Annotated in this window: 11 protein-coding genes and 1 pseudogene; 7 read left to right on the top strand and 5 right to left on the bottom strand. The window is 35.6% G+C overall.

Annotation, left to right across the window (positions count from 1 at the left end; translation table 11 throughout):
• Nucleotides 1-11 precede the first annotated feature (11 nt).
• The 6 genes from araA (at nucleotide 12) to ACFSTA_RS07440 (ending at nucleotide 8,224) form a co-directional block, all read left to right on the top strand.
• Nucleotides 12-1,496 carry an L-arabinose isomerase gene (gene araA, locus ACFSTA_RS07465; protein WP_377555976.1) on the top strand — a complete coding sequence of 495 codons (1,485 nt, stop codon included), beginning with the start codon at nucleotides 12-14 and terminating at the stop codon, nucleotides 1,494-1,496.
• A 146-nt stretch (nucleotides 1,497-1,642) separates the two neighbouring features.
• Nucleotides 1,643-2,773, top strand: coding sequence for a GntR family transcriptional regulator (locus tag ACFSTA_RS07460; RefSeq protein WP_377555975.1), 1,131 nt, complete (start codon nucleotides 1,643-1,645; stop codon nucleotides 2,771-2,773).
• Nucleotides 2,774-3,111: 338 nt separating this feature from the next.
• Nucleotides 3,112-4,185 carry a multiple monosaccharide ABC transporter substrate-binding protein gene (gene chvE / locus ACFSTA_RS07455; protein ID WP_377555974.1) on the top strand — a complete coding sequence of 358 codons (1,074 nt, stop codon included), beginning with the start codon at nucleotides 3,112-3,114 and terminating at the stop codon, nucleotides 4,183-4,185.
• Nucleotides 4,186-4,276: 91 nt separating this feature from the next.
• The gene (mmsA, locus tag ACFSTA_RS07450) at nucleotides 4,277-5,812 is read left to right on the top strand and encodes a multiple monosaccharide ABC transporter ATP-binding protein (RefSeq protein ID WP_377555973.1); all 1,536 of its coding nucleotides are present in this window, start codon (nucleotides 4,277-4,279) and stop codon (nucleotides 5,810-5,812) included.
• A gap of 3 nt (nucleotides 5,813-5,815) precedes the next feature.
• Nucleotides 5,816-6,970 carry a multiple monosaccharide ABC transporter permease gene (gene mmsB, locus ACFSTA_RS07445; protein ID WP_377555972.1) on the top strand — a complete coding sequence of 385 codons (1,155 nt, stop codon included), beginning with the start codon at nucleotides 5,816-5,818 and terminating at the stop codon, nucleotides 6,968-6,970.
• A gap of 120 nt (nucleotides 6,971-7,090) precedes the next feature.
• On the top strand, nucleotides 7,091-8,224 hold the full coding sequence (locus tag ACFSTA_RS07440; protein ID WP_377555971.1) for an ROK family transcriptional regulator: 1,134 nt from the start codon (nucleotides 7,091-7,093) through the stop codon (nucleotides 8,222-8,224).
• 38 nt (nucleotides 8,225-8,262) lie between these two features.
• Here ACFSTA_RS07440 and ACFSTA_RS07435 read toward each other — a convergent pair whose 3' ends face one another.
• From ACFSTA_RS07435 to ACFSTA_RS07420, 4 genes are read right to left on the bottom strand one after another with little or no spacing between them, the layout of a single operon-like run.
• Nucleotides 8,263-9,297 (bottom strand): aldose epimerase family protein, encoded by a 1,035-nt coding sequence (locus ACFSTA_RS07435; RefSeq protein WP_377555970.1) that lies wholly within the window; start codon nucleotides 9,295-9,297, stop codon nucleotides 8,263-8,265.
• A 13-nt stretch (nucleotides 9,298-9,310) separates the two neighbouring features.
• On the bottom strand, nucleotides 9,311-10,804 hold the full coding sequence (gene galT / locus ACFSTA_RS07430; RefSeq protein WP_377556443.1) for a UDP-glucose--hexose-1-phosphate uridylyltransferase: 1,494 nt from the start codon (nucleotides 10,802-10,804) through the stop codon (nucleotides 9,311-9,313).
• Between the two features lie 9 nt (nucleotides 10,805-10,813).
• On the bottom strand, nucleotides 10,814-11,806 hold the full coding sequence (gene galE / locus ACFSTA_RS07425) for a UDP-glucose 4-epimerase GalE (RefSeq protein WP_377555969.1): 993 nt from the start codon (nucleotides 11,804-11,806) through the stop codon (nucleotides 10,814-10,816).
• Nucleotides 11,807-12,991 carry a galactokinase gene (locus ACFSTA_RS07420; protein WP_377555968.1) on the bottom strand — a complete coding sequence of 395 codons (1,185 nt, stop codon included), beginning with the start codon at nucleotides 12,989-12,991 and terminating at the stop codon, nucleotides 11,807-11,809. It lies immediately after the preceding gene.
• Nucleotides 12,992-13,399: 408 nt separating this feature from the next.
• Here ACFSTA_RS07420 and ACFSTA_RS07415 point away from each other — a divergent pair, with 408 nt between their 5' ends.
• Nucleotides 13,400-13,948, top strand: a complete 549-nt coding sequence (locus ACFSTA_RS07415; protein ID WP_377555967.1) for a DUF7010 family protein — start codon at nucleotides 13,400-13,402, stop codon at nucleotides 13,946-13,948.
• A gap of 157 nt (nucleotides 13,949-14,105) precedes the next feature.
• On the opposite strand, the pseudogene ACFSTA_RS20840 reads toward ACFSTA_RS07415, so the two are convergent.
• A pseudogene (locus ACFSTA_RS20840) lies at nucleotides 14,106-14,196 on the bottom strand (ATP-binding protein); the annotation flags it as partial.

The following is a 14,196-nucleotide window of genomic DNA, read 5'->3' as shown; positions in this document are numbered from 1 at the left end:
GGGGAATAGATATGTTAACAATCAAGCCTTATGAATTTTGGTTTGTTACGGGAAGTCAGCACTTATATGGAGAGGAAGCACTACAAGAAGTCGCAGATCATGCAAAAGAGATGACAACAGTAATCAATGAAACTGGTAATCTACCTTTTAGAATAGTTTTTAAAGATGTACTGACAAATGCAAATGATATCCATCAGTTAATGTTAGATGCAAATAGTGATAAAAATTGTGCTGGTTTAATAACTTGGATGCATACCTTCTCTCCAGCAAAAATGTGGATTGCTGGGTTAAAAGCTCTGCAGAAACCATTATTACATTTACATACTCAATATAATCGTGATATTCCATGGCAGAAAATTGATATGGATTTTATGAATTTAAACCAATCTGCTCATGGTGATCGGGAGTATGGATTCATTGGAACACGTTTACATATTGCCCGTAAAGTTGTTGTTGGATATTGGCAAAGTGATGCTGTCTTAAACAAAATAGCAGGCTGGATGCAAACAGCTGTTGCCGTAACGGAAGGAACAAATATACGGGTTGCTCGTTTTGGAGATAACATGCGTAATGTTGCCGTTACAGATGGGGATAAAGTGGAAGCTCAAATAAAATTTGGCTGGACGGTTGATTATTATGGTATTGGTGATCTGGTTGAGGAGATGGCAAAAATACCTGATTCCGAAGTAGAAAAACTATATAAGGAATATAAAGAATTGTATGAGCTACCACATGAGGCAAGTGAACCAGGACCTGTAAGAGATTCCATCATGGAACAGGCAAAAATTGAATTAGGGTTAAAAGCCTTTTTATCAGAACGTAATTACAATGCCTTTACTACTAATTTTGAAGATCTTCATGGCATGAAGCAGTTACCAGGCTTAGCAGCACAACGATTAATGGCTCAAGGTTACGGTTTTGCAGGAGAAGGTGATTGGAGGACTGCAGCACTACTTCGAATGATGAAAGTCATTTCTGGCAATCAAGGAACCTCCTTTATGGAAGATTATACGTACCATTTGGACCCTGCAAATGAAATGATTTTAGGGTCACACATGTTAGAGATTTGTCCTACAGTTACGGCAACTAAGCCAAAAGTTGTTGTGAATCCACTTGGAATCGGTGGAAAGGAAGATCCAGCTCGACTAGTATTTGATGGCCGTGGTGGAGAAGCAGTAGTAGCATCTCTCATTGAACTAGGTGGAAGATATAGACTTGTTGTAAATGAGGTTGAAGCGGTTCAACCGAAAGAAGAAACACCGAATTTACCAGTTGCAAAGGTATTATGGAAACCAGAACCTAGCCTAAGCGAAGCCACAGAGTCATGGATTTATGCAGGTGGAGCTCATCATACTGTATTTTCACTACATGTGACTGCGGATCAGTTATTTGATTATGCTGATATGGTTGGAATGGAGTGTGTTGTTATCGATAACAACACGAATGTAAGACAGTTGAGAAATGAATTAACTGTATCGGAAGCCATTTGGAGATAATATGATAAGAATGTACAAATGCGGAGATTTACGAGTGTAGATCTCTGCATTTATTTACATATGTAATTTACTAAATGAATATGATATTCTGTACTTATACGAATAAGTCATCAGACACAATGATGTATGGAGATGAGGCTGGTTAAATGACAACAAAATACAATATGGTAAAAAATGCGATCCAAGAAAAGATTGCAGATGGGATTTATATCCCGCATCAGAAAATAAGTTCGGAAAGTGAATTAATGAGAGAATTTGGTGTAAGTAGACATACGGTTCGACTAGCTATTGGGGATTTAGTAACGACGGGGTGGTTATATAGAGAGCAAGGTTCCGGAACATTTTGTGCCGATCGAAGTGAAATGAATGTAAAACTTCAACAAGAATCACAAAAAAATATTGCTATAGTTACCACGTATATTTCTGATTATATTTTCCCGTCAATCATAAGAGGTGCTGAGGCGAAGCTTAGTGATGCAGGGTATCAAGTCAGTATTTTTAGTACTAATAATAACCAAGACAATGAACGAAATATATTGGAAAAAATACTTTCTCAAAATTTTGATGGCGTTATTGTTGAACCGACAAAAAGTGCTTATTCTAATCCTAATATTGCCCTTTATTTAGAGCTTGAGCGCCAATCTATTCCCTATATTATGATTAATGCCGATTATGATGAACTTGAGCCAATTAGTATAGTGATGGACGATGAAAAAGGTGGGTATTTGCAAGCGGAACATTTAATTCATTTAGGACATCAAAACATTGCTGGATGCTTTAAGACAGATGATGCCCAAGGGACTAAAAGAATGAAGGGATTCTTAAAAGCACATCGTAAAAACAACATTGCAATCAATCCAAAGAACATTATTACGTATACAACGGAAGATATTAACTCAAAGCCTACGGACGAATTAGCGAAATTACTAGAGAATCAACACCACGGCATCACAGGTATTGTTTGCTATAACGATGAACTGGCTATGAAGTTTCTAGATATATTACGTGCAAAGAATTTGCGTGTACCAGAGGATCTATCCTTGGTTGGATATGATGATTCATTTTTTGCGGAAGTTTCCGAAGTAAAACTAACATCCATTAAACATCCCAAAAGTAAGCTTGGCGAAAAAGCTGCTCATACGATTATTGATTTAATTAAAGGAAAAAACAAAAGAATGACGAATGGTGATCAACAAGTTAAGACAGTTGTTTATGCACCAGAAATCGTTATTCGTGCATCTACTAGAGAGTTACTATCTTCTCGGGTTACAACATAGGACCATCTTACTAAGGTGGTTCTTTTTAATCTCAAATTTCACCACGTTTTTCATATTAAGTTAATGCGCAATCTATATAAACAGTTACAAACTAATGAGAAAAAGTTTTATCTTAAAAATTTTGAAATTTCTATTGCAAAGGATAATTTAATATTTTATAATAAATGTACGTACAAGATAAGGGTGATATTTTAATATTGTACGAACAATTTATTAGTGGTTATTTTTACGTAGTAGATACATATTTTTTTACAGCATTATGAAAGCGCTATCTGAAAGCGTTATCTAAATTTACCTCGTATCAATAACTCAACTAATAATGAATAGGGGGAAAAATAATGAAGAAAATTAGTTGGATCCTAGGAATTTTGATCTTGGCTATTGCGATGGTTGGTTGTAGCAATAGTTCGAGTGGGGATGGCGATTCAAAAACAGTTGGGATTGCTATGCCTACGAAATCTTCTGAAAGATGGGTTTATGACGGAGATAATATGAAGGCAGAATTCGAAGAACTAGGTTATGACGTAGATTTACAATATGCCGAAGATGTTGTGGAAAACCAATTATCACAAATCGAAAATATGATTACAAAAGGTGTAGATATTCTTGTAATCGCTTCAATTGATGGGGAAGCACTGACTGATGTATTGGAACAGGCGGAAAGCCAAGACATTCCAGTTATTGCATATGATCGCTTAATCATGAACAGTGACCATGTAAGTTATTATGCAACCTTTGATAATTTCCAGGTTGGTGTATTACAAGCACAATATATTGAAGAAAAATTAGGTCTAGCTGATGGAGAAGGTCCATTCAATATTGAATTATTTGCTGGTTCTCCAGATGATAATAATGCCTATTTCTTCTGGGATGGAGCTATTTCTGTATTACAACCATATATTGATAATGGACAATTAGTTGTTCAAAGTGGTCAAACTGACTTTGAACAAGGAGCAACGTTGCGTTGGGATGGAGCTAAGGCTCAAGAACGTATGGATAACCTATTAAGTGCACATTATTCAAGTGAACGTGTTGACGTAGTATTATCTCCGTTTGATGGTATAAGTCGTGGGGTTATTTCATCCTTAAAGGCAGTAGGGTATGGATCAGCTGATAATCCAATGCCGATCGTTACAGGTCAGGATGCTGAATTAGCTTCTGTGAAATCTATTATTGCTGGAGAACAAACGCAAACAATCTTCAAAGATACAAGAGAATTAGCGAAAAAAGCAGTTGATATGGCAGATTCTGTGTTAAACGATGAGGAGCCTGAAATTAATGACACAGAAACATACGACAATGGGAATAAAGTTGTTCCTTCATATCTATTAGAGCCAATTTCAGTAGATATAGAGAATTATAAAGAAGCATTGATCGAAACAGAATATTTTACTGAAGATGAATTAGAATAAATTAACTTTAACAGACTAGTAGATGATTTAGCGGTGTTATGATACATTGCTAAATCATCTTACTTATTTCCAATTCAAAGGTGTGATGGTAATGACTGAAACGATATTGGAAATGAAAGGTATAACGAAAACATTTCCAGGGGTAAAAGCGTTAGACGATGTGAATTTTAAAGTGAAGACGGGTGAAATACATGCCCTTATTGGTGAGAATGGGGCAGGAAAGTCCACATTAATGAAAGTATTAAGTGGCGTTCACCCATACGGTACATATGATGGAAGTATTTTTTTCCAAGATAAAGAATGTCAATTTAAAAATATCAATGAAAGTGAAGAACTAGGGATCGTAATTATCCACCAAGAGCTTGCTCTTATCCCGGAATTGTCTATTGCTGAAAATATATTCCTCGGAAATGAGCAAGCAAGAAATGGAATCATTAACTGGAATGAAACCATCGTTGAAACAAGGAAACTATTAGATAAAGTAGGACTGAAACTTGATCCTCAAGAAAAAATTAAGAATATTGGTGTTGGACAACAGCAGCTAGTAGAAATAGCAAAGGCGCTATCAAAACGAGTTAAACTACTAATCTTGGATGAACCAACTGCAGCATTAAATGAAGAGGATAGTGAAAACCTACTTAATCTTTTACTAGACTTTAAGAAACAGGGTATGACCTCTATTATGATTTCCCATAAGTTAAAAGAACTTTTAAAAGTATCTGATACGATCACTGTGTTACGAGATGGTCAAACTATTCAAACTTATGGTGTAGAGGAAAATCAGATAACAGAAAACATAATTATTAAGGATATGGTTGGTCGGGATCTTTCTAACTTATTTCCTGATCGAACCTATAATATTAAAGAAAATATTGTCTTTGAGATTAAGAATTGGTCAGCTTATCATCCACTGGATACCGATAAGCAAATTTTACATGATGTGAATTTACATGTTAAACAGGGTGAAATTATTGGTATTGCTGGACTGATGGGTGCCGGTCGAACGGAATTAGCAATGAGTGTATTTGGAAAATCATACGGTAAAAAAATTTCTGGACAACTATTTAAAGATGGAAATGAGATTACCTTTAACGAAGTAACCGATGCTGTAAAACATGGTTTGGCCTATGTTTCTGAAAACCGAAAAGAATATGGATTAATTTTAATGGATAGTGTGAAAAACAATCTTACATTGGCTAATTTAAATAAAATATCGAATAACAATATTTTAGATACGAGCAAGGAAGTTGTAGAAGCGGAAACATTGAAATCAAAAATTAATATTAAAGCGCCTACTATTCAACAAAGGACGGTTAACCTCAGTGGTGGAAACCAACAAAAAGTAGTATTAGGAAAATGGATGTTTACAGATCCTGATGTATTAATCTTGGATGAACCAACTAGGGGAATTGATGTAGGGGCAAAGTTTGAAATATATAAACTGATTAACGAGCTTGCCGAACAAGGAAAAAGTATTATTATGATTTCCTCAGAATTGCCTGAATTACTAGGTATGTGTGATCGTATTTATACATTATGTGAAGGGAAAATCACTGGTAACATTGATAGAAAAGATGCAGATCAAGAAACATTAATGACATATATGACACAGAGTTGGAGGTCGTAAGCTGTGGATGGTATTAAAAGTTTAATCACGAAAAATATGAGAAAATTTGGAATGGTATTTGCGTTAGTTGGTATTGTTATATTGTTCCAAATTTTAACAAATGGAATATTATTAACACCATTAAATGTTACAAATATTATTATGCAAAACAGTTATATTATTGTATTAGCAATAGGAATGATGCTCATAATTATAACTGGAGAAATTGACCTTTCCGTAGGTTCTGTTGCAGCATTTGTTGGAGCTGTCTCGGGAGTGTTACTAGTTACGTTAGACTTACCTGTAATTGTTGGCATATTACTATGTCTACTACTTGGGGCAATTATTGGTGCATGGCAAGGATTTTGGGTTGCTTATGTCAATATCCCCTCGTTTATTGTAACTTTAGCAGGAATGCTTATTTTCCGAGGATTAACATTAGTTGTGTTAGATGGTCGTACACTTGCCCCTTTTCCAGATGGATTTAGAGCATTAAGCTCCTCCTTTATGCCAGATGTATTTGGAGCAGAAATTCATTTGTTAACGATAATCATAGGTGTTTTATTATCGTTAATTTATGTGCTATATGAATTAAAAGTAAGAAAGACAGATTTAACATATAATTTTAAAACTACATCCTTTCCATTATTTGTTTTAAAATTATTTATATTTATCGTCGTAATTAATGTATTTACATTTGTGCTTGCTCAATATGAAGGTATTCCTTATGTATTATTAGTATTACTCGCATTAATTTTGGGATATACGTTCGTTATGAACAAAACGGTTATTGGGCGCCATATTTACGCTTTAGGTGGAAACATAAATGCTGCTCAATTATCTGGTGTTAAAACGAAAAAAATGAAGTTTTGGGTATTTGTTAATATGGGTACTCTTGCTGCGTTATCTGGTCTCATTTTTGCAGGACGTTTAAATGCAGCTACTCCTCAAGCAGGGAACCTGTTTGAGTTAGATGCCATTGCTGCAGCAGTTATCGGTGGTGCTTCCTTTACCGGTGGTGTCGGAACAATATTTGGTGCTGTCATTGGAGCGCTTGTAATGGGTGTTTTAAATAATGGTATGTCTTTAATGGGGATAGGTATTGATTGGCAGCAAGCGATTAAAGGTCTTGTATTATTAGGTGCAGTAGCGTTTGATGTGTTGAATAAAAATAAATAATTATTTATTAGGAAAAGAAGTTAATCATTAGTTTGGTTAGCTTCTTTTTTAATGTCAATTATTAAATTAATTTAATTAACTATGATATAATGCAACTATGATTAATATGGAGGACTAACTATGAAACGTGGTACATTCCAGCTGATGAAATCAGTAAATAAATCAATTATTTTAAATAAAATTCGAACAGGTGAACCGATATCAAGAGCGCAAATTGCCAAAGAAACAAAATTAACGCCACCGACAGTAAGTAGTATTGTGAAGGAGTTAATCGATGAAGGAATCGTTATGGAAAGTGAGTTAGGAGAATCAAAAGGTGGTCGGAAACCAACGATGCTTCTGCTTAATCATAATGGCTTCTATGTTATTGGGGTAGATGCTGGACCGAGTTCAGTAGTTTGCATTCTTGCTGATTTATCTGGAAAGATATATGAACGAGTTTCATCTCCTTTACAAGAAATTACTAGGAATGAAGAATTTCTTAAAGTTCTTACAATGAGCGTTCGTAGCATCTTGAAATCAGTAGACGACAAAAGTAATGTACTTGGCATCGGTGTTGCCATGCATGGTGTGGTAGATATAGAAACAGGTACATCGGTGATAGCGCCAAATTTAAAGTTACAGAACATACCGATTAAAGAGACGCTAGAAAAGGAATTCCAAATGGTAGTTAAAGTAGAAAACGATGCGCGTGCCATGGCATTAGGTGAGTCTTGGTTTGGCGACCATGGACTACTCGAAAGTATGCTGGCAATTAATTTAGGTAGTGGTGTTGGTGCAGGTGTTGTTATAGAAGGAAAATTATATCATGGTGCACAAGATATTGCTGGGGAAATTGGGCATATGACGATTGATATGAATGGTGAGGTTTGTGCATGTGGAAATCGAGGATGTCTGCAAACATTTGCCACCGGATCGGCAATTGCTAAGCTAGCAAAGCTAGATTCTGGAGAAGAGGTTTTTCAACTAGCTAATGAAGGAAAAGAAAAATATGCTCAAGTATTAAGGGAAGTCGGTACCGTTATTGGTATTGGCTTAACGAATTTAATTCATATCATTAACCCCCAAATAATTGTGTTAGGTGGAGGAGTATCTAAAGCGGAAAAATTCATTTTACCATCGATTAAGGAAACAATTGAAAAGCGAGGTTTAACCGATGAAGCTAAGCGAACAAGGATCGTTGTAACCAAGCTTAGCGATGATGCGACATTACTTGGTGCAGTCGCTTTGTTACTGGTTGAGTTGTTTGAATAATGGAGAAGAGGCAATCCTATAGGACTGCCTCTTTATTTCTAATCTATATCAAATGTGAAAATTGTTTGTTTCTTATAAACTTGATTAGCTTGCAACACAATACTTGGAAAACCGTCATGATGTAAAGAAGCTGGTGATCCTTGTGTTTCAAAGCAGACACCTAAATACCTTCTAGATTCACCTTCAATTAATTTTAAACCTTTTTCTAATGCATTTGACGTATACATAACCATGCCAGGTTGATTCGTTGAAATATGCATTGTACGTCCACTCATTTCCTCTTGTACACGAACAGCTTCTTTATTTCTCTGATTAAAAATAAAATAATGATCGTAACCGCCGCCTACAATTTGGTTATGGGCAAACTCTTCATTTAAGCCGTCCTTAAGCATTCTACCGTTCTGAAACTCGAATGGGGTATCAGCTACATCTATTTTTTTTCCTGTTGGCATTAATTCTTCATTTAATTCTATAAACTGATCACTATCAATGGTTACCGTATGATGATGGATAGTATCCTTTAAATTACCAGTTAAATTAAAATAGGAATGATTTGTTAGTGCTAATGCAGTTTTTTTGTCACTAATTGCATCGTATTCGATAATGAATTGATTTTGATTGGTTAACTTATACGTTACGTTTACATGTAATTCTCCAGGATAACCACCTTCGCCATTTGGACTAACGTGGTGGAGTTTTAAACCGACCATATCAGCTGCTTGGAAAGGTTCAACGTTCCAAATCACTTGATGGAATCCTTTCATACCACCATGCAAATGATTTTTTCCTTCGTTGCGATCTACGTTAAAAGTTTGCTGATCAAGTTGAAAGGAGGAACTTTGAATCCTTCCCGCAACCCTACCAATGATCGCGCCAAAAAAATTCGGGTCGTTTTCATAGTCTTGTATATTTTTATAGCCAAGAACTACATTTTCCATTTCTCCATGTTTATTTGGAACAATTACTTTTGTAATAATTCCACCATAGTCTAGGACACTAACCTGCATCCCACTATCATTTGATAGTGTATATTGCTTCCAGTTATTGGACGTTTTTTCGGTCTCGATGTACATATAATCACTCCACTTATGCGTTTAATTCACGAATAAATCGTTTAAATGCCATTATCCCATCTTCATTTTGCTTAAATACTCCAGCATCTTCAAGTACTTGAGCAAATTTCTTCGCTACTTCTGTTTCAATTATGTTTTGTGCTTCTTTTTCATTTGAAACGGTTCCATATTCTTCATGTATTGCCTGTGCCCAATCTTTATGATACTCGGCAATGTTATCCGTTTTACCTTGTAAAAATTTATTGATGGAATGCAGTTCTTGTTCTAATCTAGCAGGAAGTACTGCTAATCCCATCACTTCAATTAAGCCAATGTTTTCTTTTTTAATATGGTGTACATCTGCATGTGGGTGGAAGACTCCCATTGGATGTTCATCGGTCGTACGATTATTTCGTAATACAAGGTCTAGTTCGAAATTCCCGTTTCGATTTCGTGCAATTGGTGTAATCGTATTATGAGGAGTATCCTCTGAAAAAGCTAAAATTTGTGCTGCTTCATCGCTATATATCTTCCAAGTTTGGAGAATATGATCGCCAGCCTTAACGATTTCTTCGATATTTTTGCCAGTAAGACGAATAACGGATAATGGCCATTTTAAAATTGTACCATAAACATTTGGGAATGAGTCGAGTTTAAATGTATAAATACTCTCTGCATTCGTCATCGCAAATTCATAACGTCCTGCCTGGTAATGATCGTGGCTTAAAATAGATCCTCCCACGATGGGTAAATCTGCATTTGATCCTATAAAATAATGTGGGAATTTCTCTGTAAACATGAGTAATCGTTGAAAAGCTTTCTTATTAATTTTCATGTTTCGGTGTTCTTCCGAAAGCAAAATACTATGTTCATTGTAATATACATATGGTGAGTATTGTAAATGCCAGTTCTCGTCTTGTATCGGTACTTTTATGATGCGATGGTTTGCTCTTGCAGGGTAAGCAGTTCTTCCAGTATATCCTTCATTTTCTACACATAATACACATTTGGGGTAGTTCACTTCTTGCGGTTTCATTTCTCGTTCCCGCTTTATTTGTTCGGGATCTTTTTCGGGCTTGGAAAGATTAATCGTGATATCCAGCTCTCCATAATCAGTTTGCGATTTAAAATGTATATTTTTTGATATCCGCTTCATTTGTATATAATTACTGTTTTTACTTAATTCATAAAAATAGTCTGTTGCAGCCTGCGGCGATTGTTTATATTTTTCGTAGAATGTTTGATTCACAACAGATGGTCTTGCGACAAAACAGTTCATAATCTTTGCCGAGAGAATTTCTTTCTCGTCAAACACATCTTCGATAACCCCTTGATCTATTGCATAAGTAATTATTTTTTCTACTAGATTTGGGATGGAATCATCGGTAATTTTTTCGATATGCTCAGGGTATGTTTCTATATTCAATAGATTAATAACCTGATTTCGTACATAAAGTTGATCCGTATCTTCTATTAGTTTTACTTCTAGTGCTTTTCCGATAAGTCCTGCAATATCTTGAAAAACCATCATTACTGATTACTCCTTTCCATAACCGTTCGGATGGGAGGCATACCAATTCCATGCATCCTGGATGATTTTCGTGATGGAGGTTCTTGTTGGATTCCAGCCAAGAATTTTCTTGGCTTTTTCTGAACTGGCTATTAATATACTAGGATCCCCAGCACGACGTTCCCCGATTTGTACTGGAATTTCATTTCCTGTCACTTCACAAGCTGTTTTAATCATTTCTTTTACCGAAAATCCTTGGCTACTACCTAGGTTGAAAATATTGCTTTGACCACCTGTTTGCAAATAGTCAAGTGCTAATAGGTGGGCATTTATAAGATCCTCGACATGAATGTAATCACGAATACACGTTCCATCTGGTGTGGCATAATCTTCACCAAAGATAGTAATATGGGAACGTTGGCCAAGTGCTGCTTGAAGGATTATAGGAATTAAATGAGTTTCAGGACGGTGATCTTCGCCAATCTCTCCAGATTCTCGTGCACCAGCAACATTGAAATAACGTAAAGATACAAATTTAATGCCATGTGCTTGTTCTGTCCACTTCATCATTTTTTCCATAGTGAGTTTGGTTTCGCCATACGTGTTTGTAGGCATGGTAGCCATATTCTCTGTAATAGGCACTGTATCTGGTTCCCCATACGTTGCTGCTGTTGAAGAGAAAACGATGTGTTTTACATTAAATTCCATCATTACCTGTAGCAAGATTTGGGTTCCATAAACATTGTTATCAAAGTATTTTAATGGCAACTCCATTGATTCTCCAACAAGGGAGTTCGCAGCAAAATGAATCACACCGTTGATTTCTTCTTGTTGAAATACAGTACGGAGAAAGTCAATATTACGAATGTCTCCCTGATAAAAGGTTGCATCTGGGTGTATGGCTTTTTTGTGCCCATTTTCTAAGTTATCAACAACAACGACTTGTTTTCCTTGATCAATAAGTTGATATACAGCGTGGGAACCGATGTACCCAGCTCCACCTAAAACTAGTACACTCATTTATAACACTTCCTTGTTAAGTTTTTTTGCCCCATCCCCGATGGTAGCCATATAAAAGGTTGCATCGTAACCAACTGTCTCACGATATATGCGATGTATATTTTCCTGGAATTCCTCCACGCTATTTTTGTTTACAATTGCAATTGCACAGCCACCAAAACCAGCACCAGTCATTCTAGCACCGAGTACACCATCTTGCTCCCAAGCAGCTTTCACGACGGTATCCAATTCAGGACCAGTGACTTCATAATCTTTTCGAAGAGATTCATGGGATTCGTTCATGAGCTTACCAAATGCGTTTAGATCACCTTGCTTTAACATTTGATAGGCCTCTAATGTACGGGCGTTTTCATAGACAGCGTGTTTGGCTCGTTTTCTTCTGATCTCATCTTGAATGAGGTGGTGATGACGATCAAAAACCTCTCTTGTAAGTTGGCCGAGACTTTCAATGTCCAGTTTCGTTTGTAGTTCTATTAGCGCTTGTTCACATTGTGCTCTCCGTTCGTTATATTTGGAACCCGCAAGTGTACGCCGTTTGTTGGTATTTATAATCATAATAACATTATCTTGCAAATCCATAGGTGCGTAGTAGTAGTCCAACGTTTCACAGTTTAATAGAATAGCATGATCCGCTTTCCCCATACCAATTGAAAATTGATCCATGATACCACTGTTTACACCGATATATTCATTTTCTACTTTTTGACCGAGTGTTACCATTTGTACGCGATCTATTTGTAATTGGAATAATTCTTCTAGAAGAACTCCAGTCACCATTTCAATTGAAGCAGAAGAAGAGAGGCCGGCTCCGTTAGGGGTATTACCGTAAAATAATAGATTCATTCCCTTATCAATAGTATGACCAGATTGTTGTAGATAGCGGATCATTCCTTTAGGGTAATTCGCCCAATCATGATCTTTGTTGTAGGATAGATCTGCTAAGTCACATTCAATTACACCAATTTCAGGAAAGTTCAGAGAATAAAAACGTAATTTACTATCGTTGCGAGTATGTGCAAGTGCATACGTTCCGAATGATATAGATGCTGGAAATACATGCCCGCCATTGTAATCCGTATGTTCACCAATTAAGTTAATTCGCCCAGGAGCGAAGAAATGGTAGGGGTTTTTGGTCGTGGTAAAGCAATTCTGAAATTCTGAAGTTAAACGTTGTATCGTGTTCATAATAACCTCCGGGAATAAAATAGCAGCTATTTAAGTTTATTAATTAATTTAATTAAGTTATGTGTTTTTATCTTACTATCAAATGCTGATTTGTGCAACAGGGGGGAAGAGTATAATTAATAAAACATATAAATAAAAGGTTAAACGGTTCTGTTTAGGAGTACAAAATCTTAATTAGCAGAAGTAATAACGTATAGTTTAAGGAAAGTATTGAAAGGTAAAAATAAGTAAAATAAACCCTAAATTAACTTTAGCTTTGTCACAATATTGACGGAGTCTTTTTAACTGGTTATAATCCCATTTAATATTCTAAATCGGTTGAATTTTATGGTAATATAATAGTTGACTGTGAAAGATACATTTAAACGAAAGGGCAGGATTGTTAAATAAAAGGAAGGGTGAAAAGTTTTGGAGTTAAACAAAGTTAGAGATGACCTATCAATAAGAGGGAAAAATGGGGTTGGCTTTTTATTATCAGCTATTGTAATTTGGTCGATGATTACAATAGTATTTTTACAGGCAATAGAATTGCAACAGAAAAACATCTATATGTTAGTTTCAACAGGTTTAATGTTCCCATTATCCGTTGGAATTTCTACTTTAGTAAAGGCTGATTGGAAACTTGAAAATAATCTATTAGGAAATCTAGGTTTATACTTAAATTTGGCTCAGATTATCTATTTTCCTATACTTTTTTGGGGAATTATAAAAAGTCCAAATGATGCTATCATATTTTTTGCGATTATAACAGGAGCTCACTTTTTTCCTTACGGGTGGTTTTATAATGCTAAAGCCTATAATGTAATGGCACCAATATCTGCGGTCGTAATTATGTTATTGGGGCTGTATCTTAATGGAGAAAATTTATGGTTGATACCATTTTCTTTTACTATTCTTTTACTCTTTTTAATTTTTTGGCTTCATTTAGATTATAAGAAGAAAATTAAAAAGGATTAAGAATTCAACTATCAGGGCTATAGTTTCAACAATAAAAAATTAGATATGAACCAAATAGGCTTAGGAAAAGTTTTCCCTCAAGCGTATTTTTTTGCGTTGAATATATTGATTATAATGATGATGTGACCGTCAAGTAAAATGTTACAGTTTTTGCTGATTAATTTGTTACACTTTCCTGCCCGAAGATGTTCTTTCGATGCTTCATTCGATAACTGTCACCGTTTAAATGTATTATTTCAACTCGGTGT

The sequence above is a fragment of the Ornithinibacillus salinisoli genome (assembly GCF_042684965.1).
Classification (GTDB): Bacteria; Bacillota; Bacilli; order Bacillales; family Amphibacillaceae; genus Ornithinibacillus; species Ornithinibacillus salinisoli.
Note: the sequence above shows the minus strand (reverse complement) of the source record. Positions and strands in the feature narration are given on the sequence as shown.

Coding starts and splice junctions, on each gene's coding strand:
- mmsA (WP_377555973.1), top strand. CDS start 4,277: ATGACTGAAACGATATTGGAAATGAAAGGTATAACGAAAACATTTCCA.
- ACFSTA_RS07435 (WP_377555970.1), bottom strand. CDS start 9,297: ATGTACATCGAGACCGAAAAAACGTCCAATAACTGGAAGCAATATACA.
- araA (WP_377555976.1), top strand. CDS start 12: ATGTTAACAATCAAGCCTTATGAATTTTGGTTTGTTACGGGAAGTCAG.
- galE (WP_377555969.1), bottom strand. CDS start 11,806: ATGAGTGTACTAGTTTTAGGTGGAGCTGGGTACATCGGTTCCCACGCT.
- ACFSTA_RS07420 (WP_377555968.1), bottom strand. CDS start 12,991: ATGAACACGATACAACGTTTAACTTCAGAATTTCAGAATTGCTTTACC.
- chvE (WP_377555974.1), top strand. CDS start 3,112: ATGAAGAAAATTAGTTGGATCCTAGGAATTTTGATCTTGGCTATTGCG.
- ACFSTA_RS07460 (WP_377555975.1), top strand. CDS start 1,643: ATGACAACAAAATACAATATGGTAAAAAATGCGATCCAAGAAAAGATT.
- galT (WP_377556443.1), bottom strand. CDS start 10,804: ATGGTTTTTCAAGATATTGCAGGACTTATCGGAAAAGCACTAGAAGTA.
- ACFSTA_RS07440 (WP_377555971.1), top strand. CDS start 7,091: ATGAAACGTGGTACATTCCAGCTGATGAAATCAGTAAATAAATCAATT.